The following is a 14,387-nucleotide window of genomic DNA, read 5'->3' as shown; positions in this document are numbered from 1 at the left end:
GGAGACTGCCATGACTACCGACAACACAACCAATAATACGCCGGGATTCGCCAGTGCGGTGACGCCGGTTGCTGAAACGACGATTTCTACCGCCGCTGATGCGATCCACGCCGGGGAAACCACCATCCCGACCCAGGGCGACAACATGCCTGCCTGGCACGCGCGTCCTCAACACGCGAGCGGGCCGCTGCCGGTTGTGATTGTTATTCAGGAGATTTTCGGCGTTCACGAGCATATCCGTGATATCTGCCGTCGTCTGGCTCTGGAGGGCTATCTTGCCGTGGCGCCGGAGCTTTACTTCCGTCAGGGCGATCCGAATGAGTACACCGATATCCAGGCGCTGCTGAGCAACCTGGTGTCCAAGGTGCCGGATGCGCAGGTGCTGGCCGATCTCGATCACGTTGCCAACTGGGCGGGTCGTAACGGCGGGGATGCGCACCGCTTAATGGTGACCGGTTTTTGCTGGGGTGGACGCATCGCCTGGCTTTACGCGGCGCATAACCCACAGCTTAAGGCGGCGGTTGCCTGGTACGGCAAGCTGACCGGCGACAAAACGCTGAACTCCCCGACCCACCCGGTTGATGTGGCGACCGAGCTGACCGCTCCGGTGCTGGGCCTGTACGGTGCCCAGGACGGCAGCATTCCGCTTGAGAGCGTGGAAACCATGCGCCAGGCGCTGCGGGCGGCGAACGCCGATAAGACCGAAATCGTGGTCTATCCGGATGCCGGCCATGCGTTTAACGCCGACTACCGCCCGAGCTACCACGAGGCGTCGGCCAAAGATGGCTGGCAGCGGATGCTGGCCTGGTTTGCCCGCTACGGTGCAAAGAAAAACGCATGATGTTGCTGGCCGGGCGGCCTAGAAATCGCCCGGCGCGCACTGCAGGCAGGTCAACCCCTCGGCCCGCCAGAAATCCACCACCGCCTGACGATCGTCAATCACCAGCCAGGGTGCGAAGCCGTCCGCTCTCATCTGCTGCAACAGCGCTTTTTTAACCTGCTCATCCGGTAGACTGTCCTCCCCTTCCGGGCGCAGATAGATGGCGTCGAACGGAATACCGTGGCGCTCCAGCCACTCTTCGGTATGGCGACGGAAGCCGGCAGGCCGGCCGCTGCAGATCACGATTTTCTGCTGCTGCGCGCTCAGCAACCCGACCAGGCGGCTGATAGCCACGCTCGGCAACGCGTCAGCCATATGGTCAAAGAAAGGCTGCCACTGTTTTTCCGGTCCCAGCACCCACTCACGCACCGCTTCGGCATCAAACTCGGCCAGCGTACCGTCCACATCCACAATCACACATTGTTGTTCAGGCATTCATCTTCTCCAGCGGAATCATTTTCCAGTTTTCAGGGGCGGCGGCGGGCAGGATCCACATCGGGGTCACGTTGCCGATCCGCTCGCCATAGGGCGTGCCGGTCGCCAGGTAGCAAACCACCCGAAACACGCCGGAATGCGCCACCACCAGCGGGGTGTCATGCGTTGCCAGGAGCGCATTCAGCGCGTCGGTGACGCGCGAGCAGAAGGGGCGCCAGCCTTCGCCGTTAGGCGGGGTCTCTTCATAGGGGGTCTGCTCGCTGAGCGGGCGGCCCTCCAGATCGCCCCAGTCGCGCTCGCGCAGGTCGGGCACAACCATGACCGGCGCGCCGGGTAGCGCCAGGGCGGCGGTGCGGCGTGCCCGCTGCTGGGGGCTGACGGCGATGACGCTCCAGGGCTGACGCATCAGCAGCGCAGAGGCGTCGCGAGCCTGTTGCTCGCCCCGTTCGGTAAGCGGCGCGTCGGTACGGCCGCCCATCAGGCGATCGCGGTTAAGCGGCGTTTCGCCGTGACGAACAAAAACAAAAGGTTTTGCCAGTAGGGTCATGTTTCCATCCTGAAACGGGGCCGGGAGAGGATCTCGCACCCCAGCGTCTGCTGCCAGCGGGCAGGGTCATCTATCACGGTAAACAGCGGAGCCAGCAGACGGCAGTGCAGCATCACCGTCAGCATTTGCAGGCAGCGCTGCGTTGGATGCACGTTCCAGCGGCAGAAATCCACCTCGCCGGCCCGGTGCTGCGCGAGCGCACGCTGGTTCATATGGCCGGTAAACAGCGTGCGGTGGTGGAAATCAGCGCGGCGCCGTAGCTCACCCGCCGTACCCTGTTCACCGTCCGGATCCGCCGCCAGAATGATGGGCGCGTCAGCGTGAAACGGCGGGAGCTGATCCGCCAGCCGCCGCAGTTCGACCTGCACCTCCGGCCGCACGCTGCCGTCGTTGTGCCAGGCCATCTGTGCCAGCATCTCCCGGCAGGCTTCATCCATCGCCACTGAGGCTGCGCCGCGACGTGCCAGCAGCAGCGCCATCTCCACCGCGCGCCCCGAGGGCGGAACCGGGCACAGCACCGGCTGATGAACGTGGCGCCACAGAGCGTCGAGCTGTTGATGCTGGGGCACGTCATACAGCCCATAGGAGGCATCCACCAGCGCGACGCTGGCGGGTGGCGGCGGGTCGAAGTGGAACAGCGCCGACTCCATGCTGATATCACCGCTGTAAAACAGGCCGCCGGGTACGTCGAGGTGAAACCACACGCCGCCCCAGGCGTGCCCGCTGCTGCCGGTAGTCACGGTCAGGTCGCCCAGGGAAAAGCGCCCCCGTACCGCGACCGGATGGACGTTCATCCCCGGCGGCAGCGCCCGCGCCGTGACCGCGCTGCAGTAGATCGGCACGCCTGGCGGGAGCCGCGCCAGCCCGGCAATGTGATCGATATGATCGTGGCTGAGCAAGACGGCATCCAGACGATCCGGCAGCGGCCAGTCGGCGGTATCCGGCTCCAGCGAACCGCCGGCGTCCAGCAGAATGCGTTGGGTGGGGGTAGAAACCAGAATGGCGGCGGGCGCTTTGTGGCCCAGACCGCTGATAATCTCGATATGGGTGGTCACGCCGCCTCCAGCCGCCAGCCCTGATGCAGCCGGACGCGAACCGACTGCTGCTCGCGCAGCGGCCAGGCATGAAACGCCGTCAGCCGCTGTCCATCGGCAAGGCGCAGCACCAGCAGGTAGCGCTCGCCCTGATAAATGCAGCTCTCCACGCTGGCCGCGAGGCCCTCGTCGCCCACATCGACATGCTCCGGGCGCACCAGCACCTGCTGACGGTCGCTCCCGGCTCCGCTCAGGCCCTGATGGAGCTGTGTGCCGTCGAGCTGGCGGACGTCGTCGCGCGCCGCCAGGGTCAGCACGCTGCCCTTGCCGATAAAGCGCGCAACCCAGGCGTTCTGCGGATGCTGATAGAGATCCTGCGGGGCGCCCCACTGCATCAGTTCCCCCTGGTGCATCACGGCGATATGGCTGGCCAGCGCCATCGCTTCGGCCTGATCGTGCGTGACGTAAACGAACGTCGCCCCGGTGCGGCGGTGAAACTCGCGGAACGTCTGCTCCATGGTGGCGCGCAGATGACGGTCAAGGTTGGCGAGAGGTTCATCCAGCAGCACCACCTGTGGTTCAGAGACCAGGCAGCGGGCAAGGGCCACGCGCTGACGCTGACCGCCGCTCAGCTCCTGCGGCGAGCGATCGGCATACGCCGCCAGCTCCACCACCTCGAGGGCGGCAAGCACCTGCTTACGGCGCGGCGCGGTGGGCACCTTTTGTAACTTCAGCGGATAGCCGACGTTTTCCGCCACCGTCATGTGCGGCCACAGGGCGTAAGACTGGAAAACCATGCCCATGTGGCGCGCTTCGGGCGGCAGATGGGTGCTGTCATCGGCCAGCAGACGGTCGCCAAGGGTCAGCCGCCCGTGGGACAACCGCTCCAGCCCGGCCAGAATACGCAGCGTAGTGGTTTTACCGCAGCCGCTCGGCCCGAGCAACGCGGTAAACGCGCCTTCCGGAATCGTCAGGCTCAGATCGCGTACCACGGTCCGATCGCCGAAGTCTTTGCTCAGGCGCTCCAGTTTCAGTTCTGCCACGGAATGACTCCTTTGGGTAGATAACGTCCGAGGCCGCTCAGCAGCAGCATCACCAGGGCGACCAGCGCCACAACCAGCACCGAAATAGCCGAGGCCAGCACCTTATCGCCGCTCTCATCGAGGTTAAAAATCACCACGCCGAGCGTCTCTTTTCCGGCGCTCCACAGCAGCGCCGAGACGGTCAGCTCGTTGACCGCGGTGAGGAACACCAGCAGCGCACCGGCGAAGGCGGCCGGTGCCAGCAGCGGCAGGACGATATGACACAGCCGCTGCGAAAAGTTTGCACCCGCGAGGCTTGCCGCCTCCTCCATGGCCGGGTCGAGCTGCAACATGCTGTTGTGCAGCGGCTTCAGGCAGACGGTGAGAAAGCGCGCCAGATAGGCAAAAAAGATAATCAGCAGCGTGCCGCTCAGGCTGATATCGATAATGGGCAAGGGGCGCGCGAACAGCAGGATGCAGGCGATCGCCAGCACCACGCCCGGCAGGGTGTAGGGAATATCGATCGCGCTGTGCAGCCAGCGCAGCGGGCGCGAGGGAAAGCGCACCAGCAGCCACGCCAGCGGCAGGCTCAGCAGCATCAGCACCAGCGCCGCCGAAACCGACAGCAGCATGCTATTGCTCAACGCCCGCCAGGTGGCGCTCCCGCTCTCCAGCATCGCCTGGTAGGCCGCGACGGTGAGCGTCTCGCCGTTCAACGGTACGCCGAGCGTCGGCACCAGCGAGGTAGCGATCAGCGCCAGCAGCGGCGCAACCAGAATGGCGAACAGCACCGCGCCGAGCAGCAGCTCAACGCCCAACCGCCAGCGGCCAAGCTGGAAGTCGAGGGCGCGTCCGGCCATGCCGATCAGCGGCAGCGCGTGGCGACGCTGAAAATAGCCCTGTAGCGAGACGATGGCGATGGCCAGTACGCCCATCAGTACCGACAGCGCTGCCACATCGCTCAGCATCGACGGGCCGAAGCTCGACAGCGACTGGTAGATCTGAATGGGCAGCACGAAGTAGGAGATGGGAATGCCGAGCATCGCCGGGATGCCGAAGTTGCCCAGCGCCGAGACAAAAGCGATCGCCGCTCCGGCCCATAGCGCTGTGCGGCACAGCGGCAGCACGATGTCGAAAAAGACCCGCCACAGCGAGGCGCCGTTCAGGCGCGCGGCCTCGATCTGCTCTTTTGGCAGGCACTGAAGCTGGGTGCGCAGCGCCAGAAACACCAGCGGCGCATGCTGGATGCCCAGCAGCAGTGCGATACCTTCGGCAGAGTAAAGCGGATTGGCGCTCCCGAACGAGGGAGCAACCCCAAGGCTGGTTAACAGGATGCTGCTCGGGCCGAAGAGCTGGAGCCAGCTCAGGGCGGTGACCTGCGGCGGGATCATCATCGGCAGCATAAACAGGAACACCCACATCTGCTTCAGGCGCACGTTCGTCAGCGCAAGGCAGAAGGCGAACAGGCCGCCTAACAGCAAAGAGAGCAGCGTGCCAAGCCCGCTGGTGTAAAGGCTGTTGTAGAGCGCCGTCCAGGTGGTCGGATTGCTCAGCACCCGCCCCAGGCTGCTGTCGCGACCCTGCTGCCAGTCGAGCAGAGCCGATACCAGCAGCCGGAGACTGGGCAGGAGGCTCAGCAGCGCCACCAGGCCGAGCAGCAGCCAGAGCAGTCCTTTGTGCGGGCCGCTGCTGGCAGGCTGCGTCAGGATACCGGCCATCACTTAGCGGCTTCCAAACAGATCGGCGAAGCGTTTCTTATTGGCGTCGGTCTCCGCCAGCGCTTTTGCCGGGTCGAACGACATCAGTTTGATACTGTCACGCGCCGGGAAGCCTGCGGGCGCGGGCAGCGTCGGATCGGCCGGCAGATAGCCCTGCTTCAGCACCAGGCGCTGGCCCGCGTCAGAGAGAACAAAATCGATAAAGGCTTTCGCCGCCTCCGGGTTTTTGGCGTTTTTCATCATCGCCACCGGCTCCGTCACAATGCTGACGCCCTCTTTCGGGAACACGAAATCAATTGGGGCACCTTTGGCTTTTTCGCGGATCGCCATGTAGTCCACCAGCACGCCATAGGCTTTGCTGCCGGAGGTGATGGCGCTCATCACCGCGCCGTTGCCGCTCTGGGGCATCGCGCCGTTCGCTTTCAGCTTCTGGTACCACTCGAAACCAAGCTGCGGATCGTTAATCAGGGTCGCCATGTGGATCTGCGCCGCGCCGGAGTAAAGCGGGCTCGGCAGCGTGGTCATATTTTTCAGTTCCGGCTTGAGCAGATCCTGCCAGGAGGTCGGCTTCACCGGTGCTTTCGTGTGCCAGGCAATGCCGGTGGTGATGAGTTTGGTGCCGTAGTAGTAGCCCTGCGGATCGTAGAGCTGCGCGTCGTAGCGGCTGGCCTCGGGCGACTTATACGCCGCCAGCAAATCCTGCTGCTTCAGGGATTCCATGGTGACGCTGTCGGCAATCAGCAGCACGTCCGGGGCGGCACCGCCTGCGGCCAGCTCAGCCTGCAGGCGCGCGGTCAGTTTTGTGGTGCCGTCGCGGATCCATTTTACCTCGATGTCCGGGTGCGCCTTTTCAAACGCGCTGACGGTCATCTGCGCGTCTTCATTCGGCTGGCTGGTATAGAGCGTCAGGGTGGAGGCGGCGAACGCCGGTGCGCTTAGCGCGGTGACAAGCGTGGCGACCAGCGCAATGTGCTTACTCATGATGTATCCCCTCTGTTTTCGTTGTGATGATTAAAACAGGGGAATCTGACAAAAATATGACCGCTTTTTTTCGTAGTAATATTTTCACATTCGCGCGCTAGCATGGCGGAAAACGGTGTCAACAGGAGCGAAAAATGACCCCCGAATCACGCCGCACGGCGATTGTCGAGCTGGTGACGGCGCACGGCGAAAGCAGTATTGAGCAGCTGGCGCAGCATTTTGGCGTCTCGCTGCAGACCGTGCGCAGCGACCTGCGTCTGCTGACCTCCGGCGGCCTGCTGCTGCGTCGTCACGGCATAGTGGCGCCTTTCGCCCGCGAAAATATTGGCTATCAGCAGCGGGAGATCGTCAACATTCAGGGCAAACGCTGGATTGGCGACCGCACGGCGAGACTGCTTGGCGAGCGCCAGAGCTGTTTTCTCGGCACCGGCACCACGGTGGAGATGGTGGCGCGCGCGCTGCCGGTGGACACCCGGCTGGCGGTGTTCACCAATAATCTGCATGCGGTGGAGGCACTCAGCCGGCTGGAAGCCTGCGAGCTGACGGTGGCGGGCGGGCGCGTGCGCAAGCGCGATCTGGATATCATCGGCAGCGATGCCCGCACGTTTTTCAGCCGCTATCGCGTTGATGCTGGCGTGGTGTCGGTCGGGGGCGTTGGCGAGGCGGGTGAACTGTATGACTACAACGATGATGAGGTCGCGGCGCGTCAGGCGCTGGTTGGCAGCGCCGCCATCAGCGTGCTGGTAGTAGACAGCACCAAATTTGGCCGCAGCGCCATCTGCCAGAACGGCAGCGTGGGGGATTTTGACTATGTGATAAGCGACAGGCCGCCGACGCCGCGGCAGTATGCGGTGGTGAAGCAGAAGCGGACAACGTGGTTAAGCCGGGAGTGAGGGGTTGCGGCCTCACTCCCGGCTGTTCGTTACGCCGTACGCAGGTTCTGCGCGGCTTTCACCATGTTCGCCAGTGCGGCGCGGGTTTCCGGCCAGCCGCGGGTTTTCAGGCCGCAGTCCGGGTTCACCCACAGACGCTCTGCCGGGATACGCTGCGCCGCTTTCGCCAGCAGCGCCTCGATCCACTCCACGCTCGGTACGTTCGGGGAGTGAATGTCATACACGCCCGGCCCGATTTCGTTCGGATACTCGAACTCTTCGAACGATTCCAGCAGTTCCATATCAGATCGCGACGTTTCGATGGTGATCACGTCCGCATCCAGCGCGGCGATGGAATCCATGATGTCGTTGAACTCGCAGTAACACATGTGGGTGTGGATCTGGGTGTCGTCCCGCACCACCGCGGCGTTGATACGGAACGCTTCCACGCCCCACGCCAGGTAAGCGTCCCAGTCGCTGCGCTTAAGCGGCAGGCCTTCACGCAGGGCCGGTTCGTCAATCTGAATGATGCCGATGCCCGCCGCTTCCAGATCCTGCACTTCGTCACGCAGCGCCAGAGCAATCTGTTTAGCAATGACTTCACGAGACACATCTTCACGCGGGAAGGACCAGCAGAGAATGGTCACCGGTCCGGTCAGCATGCCCTTCACCGGCTTATCGGTCAGCGACTGGGCGTATTTCGCCCACTCCACGGTGATCGGCGCCGGGCGGCTGATATCGCCGATAACCACCGGTGGCTTCACGCAGCGTGAACCGTAGCTCTGCACCCAGCCGTTCTGGGTGAAGACGAAGCCGTCCAGGTGCTCACCAAAATACTCCACCATGTCGTTACGCTCGGCTTCACCGTGGACCAGCACGTCCAGACCCAGGCGCTCCTGCTCAACGATCGCCTGCTTAATGTGCTCCGCGATGCCGGTGCGGTAGTTATTCGCATCCAGATTGCCCTTTTTGAAGTCCAGACGCAGGCCGCGGATCTCGGTGGTCTGCGGGAACGAGCCTATGGTGGTGGTCGGCCACGCCGGCAGGTTGAAACGCTCGCGCTGGGCGGCGGCGCGCTGCGGGTAGTCGCTCTGACGCTGGCTGTCCTGCGGGGTAATGGCCGCCAGGCGCTGTTCGACCGCCGCATTGTGGACGCGGCTTGAGTGGCGACGCGCCTGGATTGGGGCGCTCCATTCGGTAATGCGTGCCGTCTCACCGCTGTTCAGGGCATCACGCAGCAGCGCCAGCTCCTCACATTTTTGCAGGGCAAAGGCGAACCAGCTTTTTACTTCGCTATCGAGGCGCGTTTCAACGCTGAGATCGATAGGGCTGTGCAGCAGCGAGCAGGAAGACCCCACCCACAGTTCACGTTTGCCCACGATATCCAGCAGCTGGTTATATTTTTCTGTCAGATCGGCGCGCCAGACGTTACGTCCGTTGATGACCCCGGCAGAGAGCAGCCAGTCAGACGGCAGACGCTGGTGCAGCTCGGCCACATCGTCTTTGCCGTGAACCAGATCCACGTGCAGGCCCTGGACCGGCAGCGCGGTGATGACATCGAGGTTCGCCGTCACGCCTTCGAAGTAGGTGGTGAGCAGCAGTTTCAGCTGGCCTGCCAGCGCGTCGTAAGCCGGTTTGAAGGCGTCGAGCCACGCCTGTGGCAGCTCCAGCACCAGCGCCGGTTCATCAATCTGCACCCACTGCACGCCGCGTTTCGCCAGCTCGGCGATGACCTGCTGGTACACCGGCAGAATATCCTTGAGCAGCGAGAGACGGTCAAACGACTCGCCCTTCACTTTGCCCAGCCACAGATACGTCACTGGCCCCAGCAGCACCGGCTTCACCTGGTGCCCAAGCGCCAGCGCTTCGTCCACTTCATCCAGCAGCTGGGTCCAGCTCAGCGCGAACTGCTGGCCTTGGGTGAATTCCGGCACGATGTAGTGATAGTTGGTGTTAAACCATTTGGTCATTTCACCTGCTGCCGCCGGTTCGCCGGTCGGTGCGCGACCGCGACCAATGCGGAACAGGGTATCGATATCAACGGAGCCGTCTTTATTCTGGTGACGCGCCGGGATGTTGCCCAGCAGCAGGCTGGTGGTCAGCACGTGATCGTACCAGGCGAAGTCGCCCACCGGCAGCAGGTCGATACCCGCCTGTTTTTGCTGTTCCCAGTGACGGGCGCGCAGCTCGCGGCCCACCGCCAGTAATTCTTCACGGGAGCTGTTGCCCGCCCAGTAACTTTCCTGGGCTTTTTTCAATTCGCGACGCAGGCCGACGCGGGGAAAACCGAGGGTGTGGTTATATACGGTCATGGGTTTGCCTCTTAAGATTCAGGTTTAATCCGGTGGTTTAGACGTCCAGATGTTTACACCGCTATAATTCGCGGTTACTGTGTATTCCTCAAGCGCAAATTGTTCATGGCGAAGTGAAGGACTTTCATGATCGAGATTAAACACCTGCGAACGCTTCAGGCACTGCGAAGCTGCGGCTCTCTGGCGGCAGCGGCAGCCACGTTGCATCAGACCCAGTCGGCCCTGTCGCACCAGTTCAGCGATCTGGAACAGCGGCTCGGCTTCCGGCTTTTTGTCCGCAAGAGTCAGCCGCTGCGCTTTACGCCGCAGGGGGAGATCCTACTTCAGCTGGCAGAACAGGTGCTGCCGCAGATCGGCCGGGCGATACAGGCCTGCAACGAACCGCAGCAGGCGCGGCTGCGCATCGCCATTGAGTGCCACAGCTGTATTCAGTGGCTCGCCCCGGCGCTGGAGAATTTCCGGCATCAGTGGCCGCAGGTTGAGATGGATTTCAAATCGGGAGTGACGTTTGACCCGCAGCCTGCGCTGCAGCAGGGTGAACTGGATATCGTGCTGACCTCGGATATCCTGCCGCGCAGCGGTCTGCACTACTCGCCGATGTTTGATTTCGAGGTGCGCCTGGTGCTGGCACCCGATCATCCGCTGGCCGACAGCGCGCGCATTGTGCCGGAGGATCTGGCGGCCGAGACGCTGCTTATCTATCCGGTGCAGCGCGGGCGGCTTGATATCTGGCGGCATTTTCTGCAACCGGCAGGCGTCAGCCCGTCGCTAAAAAGCGTTGATAACACGCTGCTGCTGATCCAGATGGTGTCGGCGAAGATGGGCATTGCGGCGCTGCCGCACTGGGTGGTCGAGGGGGCGGAACGCCAGGGTCTGGTGGTCACCAAAACCCTGGGGGAAGGCTTATGGAGCCGGCTGTACGCTGCGGTGCGCGACGGCGAGCAGCGCCAGCCTGCGGCAGAGGCGTTTATTCGCTCGGCGCGGAATCACGCCTGCGAACATCTGCCGTTTGTGAAGAGCGCGGAGCGACCCATCGGCGATGGACCCACAGCGACGCCACTATCACTGCCCCTCCCATAATAAAACTCGGCCAGTGCGGCTGCTGGTGCCAGATCGCAAGGTTAACCAGCAGCCCTGCCGGAACATGCATGTTGTTCATGATGCCAAGGGTACCGGCGTCCACCTGCGTGGCGCCGTAGTTCCACATGAAGTACCCAAGCCCGGAGGCCACAACGCCCAGCCAGACCAGAATGCCCCACTGCAACCCGGTGGTCGGCAGCTTCTGCGGATTACCCATCACCACCCACGCCAGCGCGGCAACGATAAACGCCCCCAGATAGAACCAGGAAAAGGCGCTGTGCTGCGGCATCGGATGCGTTTCCATCAGGCGTTTGTACCCCACCATACCGATGGCGAAACTGATGTTCGCCAGCTGCACCAGCACCAGACCGGTCCAGAAATGATCGCTCACTTTGTCATAGCGGATAATCGCGGCGCCAAGCACCGCCAGGCCTGCGCTCAGCAGATAACCCCAGCGCAGCGGGCGTTTGCTCAGCAGGTCGTAGATCAGCGTGATGTAGAGCGGCGTCAGGACGGTGAACAGCAGGAACTCCGAGACCGTCAGATAGAGGTAGGCCTGGAAGCTCAGCAGATACATGATGCCAAGCTGCATCGCGCCCACCAGCATATACAGGCCGAGGGTTTTCAGGCTGTGGCCCTTAATGCGCAGGAACGGCAGGAACACCAGAGCGGCAAGGCCGACGCGCATCAGAACGGAAAAATAGCTGTCCACCTGCCCGGCCAGGTATTCGCCAATCAGGCTGAACGAGAAGGCCCACAGGATGGTGGTGATGATAAGTAGCGCCACGGCAAGAATCTCTCATGTTGATGAGAGGGCATTGTAGCGAAGCAAAAATGAACGCGCGCGGCTATTTGGTTGACGAGTGGTTACGCATTAACCACTCGTCATCTTAAGGCCGCGGTCAGGCGAGGTACAGCTCACGCAGGTAGCGCGGGACCGCATCGTCGGCGTTGCTGCCGATCACTTCCAGCTCCGGAAGCAGATCCTTCAGGCGCTGATGGGCGTTCGCCATAATGCAGCCTTTGCCCGCCATCGACAGCATCTCTTTGTCGTTCATGCCGTCGCCGAAGGCGATACAGGACGCGAGACTGTAGCCCATCGCTTTCGACACCGCTTCCAGGGCATGCCCCTTCGAGACGCCGCCCGCCATCACTTCGAGGCAGGTCAGGGTGGAGAAGCTGACGTTTACCCGGTCGCCCCAGCGCGCGTTGATGGCCTGCTCCAGCGGGAGCAGCGTTTCATGGGTGTCGCAGGTGAAGAACACCTTGCTGATCCCCTCCGGTTCCAGCAGACCCGGTTCGTAGAGCGAGTAGTGGAACACTGCTTCCTGGAAGAAACGCATCTCGTCGGGGCGATGGCGGCTGATAAACCATTCGTCGTCGCGATAGATGTTCGTAATGATGTCCGGGTGATTGTGCATCATGCCAAACAGGTCGGTGGCGATGTCGCGATCGAGGTTGTGGGTAAACACCAGGTTACCCGCGGTGTCGTGCACCCGCGCCCCGTTGGAGGTGATCATGTAGGCTTCGATTTCGAGATTGTCGCGGATCTGCCCGACGTCGACATGGTGACGCCCGGTGGCGAAAACAAAGTGGATGCCGCGCGCCGTCAGCAGGCGCAGAGTCTCTTTCGCGTAGGGCGTAAGGCGGTGTTCGGGGGATAACAATGTGCCATCCAGATCTGACGCAACAACCTGATACATAAGAATGATTCAACCTCTGGTAGTAAGTGCGACGCGGGCGGGCCGCGGAGCGTTAACGGTGCCGGTCGAAAAAATCGACGATGGCATGAAGTGCAACTGCACGCATCGCATCCTTCTCAAAGAGGATCTCATGGTATGCGCCTTGTATGACGTGAGGTTTACCCCCCTCACAGGGGTAGCCTGCTGCGGCACGCAGTTCGCAGAAGCGGTCGTGCATGCGGTTATCCACCACACGCTCCTCTTCCGCCTGGAGCAGCAGCATCGGCGTGGTGACGGCAGTGGCACCTGCCAGCACCTGTTCGCCTGCAAGAACGCCCTCCCGCACCCAGTGGTACGTCGGGCCGCCCACCCGCAGCCGGGGTTCATCGGCGTAAAACCGCAGATTGCGCCGGTAGCGCTGACGGCTGTGGGTCAGAATATTGACGCTGAACGGCAACGCGCGCCAGCGACCGGTGCCGATGGCGTAGCCGTCGCGCACGTTGGGGTAACCTTCCGCCCAGTCGAGAATATGGCGCACCATCCACTCGGGTAGCCGCATGACAATGCCAAACATGGGCGCGCAGAGCGCAATGGCGTTGCAGGCGTCCGGCTGACGCTGCAAAAACAGCGTGGCAATCGCACCGCCCATAGAGTGACCGAGGATAAAGCGCTGCCGCCACGGGCCGCTGGCCACTTCCTGCTGCCAGAACGCCGCGAAATCATCGACATAATCGCTGAAATTGACCACGTGGCCGCGGTGCGTGTCATCAAGCATGCGCCCTGAACGGCCCTGCCCACGGTGGTCGATGATGAGTATGTCGAAGCCGCAGTGGAACAGATCGTAAGCCAGTTCGGCATACTTGACGTAGCTTTCGATGCGGCCGGGACAGATCACCACCACGCGGTCATTGCCGGCGGCGCGAAAACGCACGAAGCGTATCGGGATGCCGTCCACGCCCGTCAGTTCACCCTCTTCACGCTGTTGCCAGAACGCGGTGAGCGGGCCCATGGTGAAGGCGGCGAATGCCTCTTCCCTCGATTTCCATCCTGATTTGTGCTGAAACATAGGGTGATTTACGCCGTCTTATCGCGAGTAAAACGCTTTTTTGTGATTCGTAGCACAACAACAAGCAATAGCGTATTGTGGCATAAAAGTGTACATCCAGGAATCAGACATGAGCCTCGAATGGTGGTTTGCCTACCTCCTTACCTCGGTGATTTTAAGCGTCTCGCCCGGCTCCGGTGCGATTAACACCATGACCACCGCCATCAGCCACGGCTATCGCGGCGCGGCGGCATCCATCGCCGGTTTGCAGACCGGGCTGGCGATTCACATTGTGCTGGTGGGCATCGGGCTGGGTACGCTGTTCTCCCGGTCGCTGCTGGCGTTCGAGATCCTGAAATGGGCGGGGGCGGCGTACCTTATCTGGCTCGGCATTCAACAGTGGCGCGCAGCAGGCGCGCTCGACCTGCACACGCTCGCCCATACCCAGTCGCGCGGGCGGCTGTTTAAGCGGGCGGTGTTCGTCAACCTCACCAACCCGAAAAGCATCGTGTTCCTCGCGGCGCTATTTCCGCAGTTCATCGTCCCGCAGCAGCCCCAGGTGATGCAGTATGTGGTGCTGGGCACCACCACCATCGTGGTGGATATCATTGTGATGATCGGTTACGCGACGCTGGCGACGCGCATCGCCGGCTGGATCAAGGGCCCGCGCCAGATGAAAGCGTTGAACCGGGTGTTCGGATCGCTGTTTATGCTGGTCGGCGCGCTGCTGGCGACCGCACGTTCTCACTGATTACGGGTCGATTTTCTGAGCAACTCTC

General features: G+C 62.4%; 14 protein-coding genes. 4 read left to right on the top strand and 10 right to left on the bottom strand.

Annotated features, from left to right (window positions below):
- Positions 1-10: 10 nt before the first annotated feature.
- Positions 11-841, top strand: a complete 831-nt coding sequence (locus tag DW58_RS01120) for a dienelactone hydrolase family protein (protein WP_024549056.1) — start codon at positions 11-13, stop codon at positions 839-841.
- An 18-nt stretch (positions 842-859) separates the two neighbouring features.
- Here DW58_RS01120 and DW58_RS01115 read toward each other — a convergent pair whose 3' ends face one another.
- From DW58_RS01115 to DW58_RS01090, 6 genes are read right to left on the bottom strand one after another with little or no spacing between them, the layout of a single operon-like run.
- A complete protein-coding gene (locus tag DW58_RS01115; RefSeq protein WP_024549057.1) occupies positions 860-1,315 on the bottom strand; it encodes a phosphatase domain-containing protein in 456 nt (151 codons plus the stop codon).
- Positions 1,308-1,862: a histidine phosphatase family protein gene (locus DW58_RS01110; protein WP_024549058.1), complete on the bottom strand. Its 555-nt coding sequence runs from the start codon at positions 1,860-1,862 to the stop codon at positions 1,308-1,310. Before DW58_RS01110 ends, DW58_RS01115 begins: the two co-directional genes overlap by 8 nt.
- Positions 1,859-2,917 carry an MBL fold metallo-hydrolase gene (locus DW58_RS01105; protein WP_024549059.1) on the bottom strand — a complete coding sequence of 353 codons (1,059 nt, stop codon included), beginning with the start codon at positions 2,915-2,917 and terminating at the stop codon, positions 1,859-1,861. Before DW58_RS01105 ends, DW58_RS01110 begins: the two co-directional genes overlap by 4 nt.
- The gene (locus DW58_RS01100) at positions 2,914-3,939 is read right to left on the bottom strand and encodes an ABC transporter ATP-binding protein (RefSeq protein WP_024549060.1); all 1,026 of its coding nucleotides are present in this window, start codon (positions 3,937-3,939) and stop codon (positions 2,914-2,916) included. Before DW58_RS01100 ends, DW58_RS01105 begins: the two co-directional genes overlap by 4 nt.
- The gene (locus DW58_RS01095) at positions 3,927-5,636 is read right to left on the bottom strand and encodes an ABC transporter permease (RefSeq protein WP_029696674.1); all 1,710 of its coding nucleotides are present in this window, start codon (positions 5,634-5,636) and stop codon (positions 3,927-3,929) included. The genes DW58_RS01100 and DW58_RS01095 overlap by 13 nt, the downstream gene beginning before the upstream one ends.
- A gap of 3 nt (positions 5,637-5,639) precedes the next feature.
- Positions 5,640-6,617, bottom strand: a complete 978-nt coding sequence (locus DW58_RS01090) for an ABC transporter substrate-binding protein (RefSeq protein WP_024549062.1) — start codon at positions 6,615-6,617, stop codon at positions 5,640-5,642.
- Between the two features lie 134 nt (positions 6,618-6,751).
- Here DW58_RS01090 and DW58_RS01085 point away from each other — a divergent pair, with 134 nt between their 5' ends.
- Positions 6,752-7,510: a DeoR/GlpR family DNA-binding transcription regulator gene (locus DW58_RS01085; RefSeq protein ID WP_024549063.1), complete on the top strand. Its 759-nt coding sequence runs from the start codon at positions 6,752-6,754 to the stop codon at positions 7,508-7,510.
- A gap of 29 nt (positions 7,511-7,539) precedes the next feature.
- On the opposite strand, the gene metE is transcribed toward DW58_RS01085, so the two are convergent.
- Positions 7,540-9,801 carry a 5-methyltetrahydropteroyltriglutamate--homocysteine S-methyltransferase gene (gene metE / locus DW58_RS01080; protein WP_024549064.1) on the bottom strand — a complete coding sequence of 754 codons (2,262 nt, stop codon included), beginning with the start codon at positions 9,799-9,801 and terminating at the stop codon, positions 7,540-7,542.
- A 126-nt stretch (positions 9,802-9,927) separates the two neighbouring features.
- Between metE and metR the strand changes: the two genes are divergently transcribed.
- The gene (metR, locus tag DW58_RS01075) at positions 9,928-10,881 is read left to right on the top strand and encodes an HTH-type transcriptional regulator MetR (RefSeq protein ID WP_024549065.1); all 954 of its coding nucleotides are present in this window, start codon (positions 9,928-9,930) and stop codon (positions 10,879-10,881) included.
- On the opposite strand, the gene DW58_RS01070 is transcribed toward metR, so the two are convergent.
- From DW58_RS01070 to pldB, 3 genes are all read right to left on the bottom strand, one after another.
- On the bottom strand, positions 10,769-11,668 hold the full coding sequence (locus tag DW58_RS01070) for a carboxylate/amino acid/amine transporter (RefSeq protein ID WP_024562637.1): 900 nt from the start codon (positions 11,666-11,668) through the stop codon (positions 10,769-10,771). The two genes, metR and DW58_RS01070, sit on opposite strands and share 113 nt — an antisense overlap.
- Before the next feature lie 115 nt (positions 11,669-11,783).
- Positions 11,784-12,584 carry a sugar/pyridoxal phosphate phosphatase YigL gene (yigL, locus tag DW58_RS01065; protein ID WP_024551060.1) on the bottom strand — a complete coding sequence of 267 codons (801 nt, stop codon included), beginning with the start codon at positions 12,582-12,584 and terminating at the stop codon, positions 11,784-11,786.
- 52 nt (positions 12,585-12,636) lie between these two features.
- Complete coding sequence (pldB, locus tag DW58_RS01060; protein WP_029696673.1) at positions 12,637-13,629, bottom strand: lysophospholipase L2; 993 nt, start codon at positions 13,627-13,629, stop codon at positions 12,637-12,639.
- Between the two features lie 109 nt (positions 13,630-13,738).
- Here pldB and rhtB point away from each other — a divergent pair, with 109 nt between their 5' ends.
- A complete protein-coding gene (gene rhtB, locus DW58_RS01055; RefSeq protein WP_024551061.1) occupies positions 13,739-14,359 on the top strand; it encodes a homoserine/homoserine lactone efflux protein in 621 nt (206 codons plus the stop codon).
- The last annotated feature ends 28 nt before the right edge of the window (positions 14,360-14,387 follow it).

Origin of the sequence: Siccibacter turicensis LMG 23730 (assembly GCF_000463155.2) — a bacterium.
Taxonomy (GTDB): domain Bacteria; phylum Pseudomonadota; class Gammaproteobacteria; order Enterobacterales; family Enterobacteriaceae; genus Siccibacter; species Siccibacter turicensis.
Note: the sequence above shows the minus strand (reverse complement) of the source record. Positions and strands in the feature narration are given on the sequence as shown.

Bases quoted from the DNA above. Each gene is read 5' to 3' on its own strand.
- DW58_RS01120 (WP_024549056.1), top strand. From the start codon at position 11: ATGACTACCGACAACACAACCAATAATACGCCGGGATTCGCCAGTGCG.
- DW58_RS01115 (WP_024549057.1), bottom strand. From the start codon at position 1,315: ATGCCTGAACAACAATGTGTGATTGTGGATGTGGACGGTACGCTGGCC.
- DW58_RS01110 (WP_024549058.1), bottom strand. From the start codon at position 1,862: ATGACCCTACTGGCAAAACCTTTTGTTTTTGTTCGTCACGGCGAAACG.
- DW58_RS01095 (WP_029696674.1), bottom strand. From the start codon at position 5,636: ATGGCCGGTATCCTGACGCAGCCTGCCAGCAGCGGCCCGCACAAAGGA.
- DW58_RS01090 (WP_024549062.1), bottom strand. From the start codon at position 6,617: ATGAGTAAGCACATTGCGCTGGTCGCCACGCTTGTCACCGCGCTAAGC.
- DW58_RS01085 (WP_024549063.1), top strand. From the start codon at position 6,752: ATGACCCCCGAATCACGCCGCACGGCGATTGTCGAGCTGGTGACGGCG.
- metE (WP_024549064.1), bottom strand. From the start codon at position 9,801: ATGACCGTATATAACCACACCCTCGGTTTTCCCCGCGTCGGCCTGCGT.
- metR (WP_024549065.1), top strand. From the start codon at position 9,928: ATGATCGAGATTAAACACCTGCGAACGCTTCAGGCACTGCGAAGCTGC.
- yigL (WP_024551060.1), bottom strand. From the start codon at position 12,584: ATGTATCAGGTTGTTGCGTCAGATCTGGATGGCACATTGTTATCCCCC.
- pldB (WP_029696673.1), bottom strand. From the start codon at position 13,629: ATGTTTCAGCACAAATCAGGATGGAAATCGAGGGAAGAGGCATTCGCC.
- rhtB (WP_024551061.1), top strand. From the start codon at position 13,739: ATGAGCCTCGAATGGTGGTTTGCCTACCTCCTTACCTCGGTGATTTTA.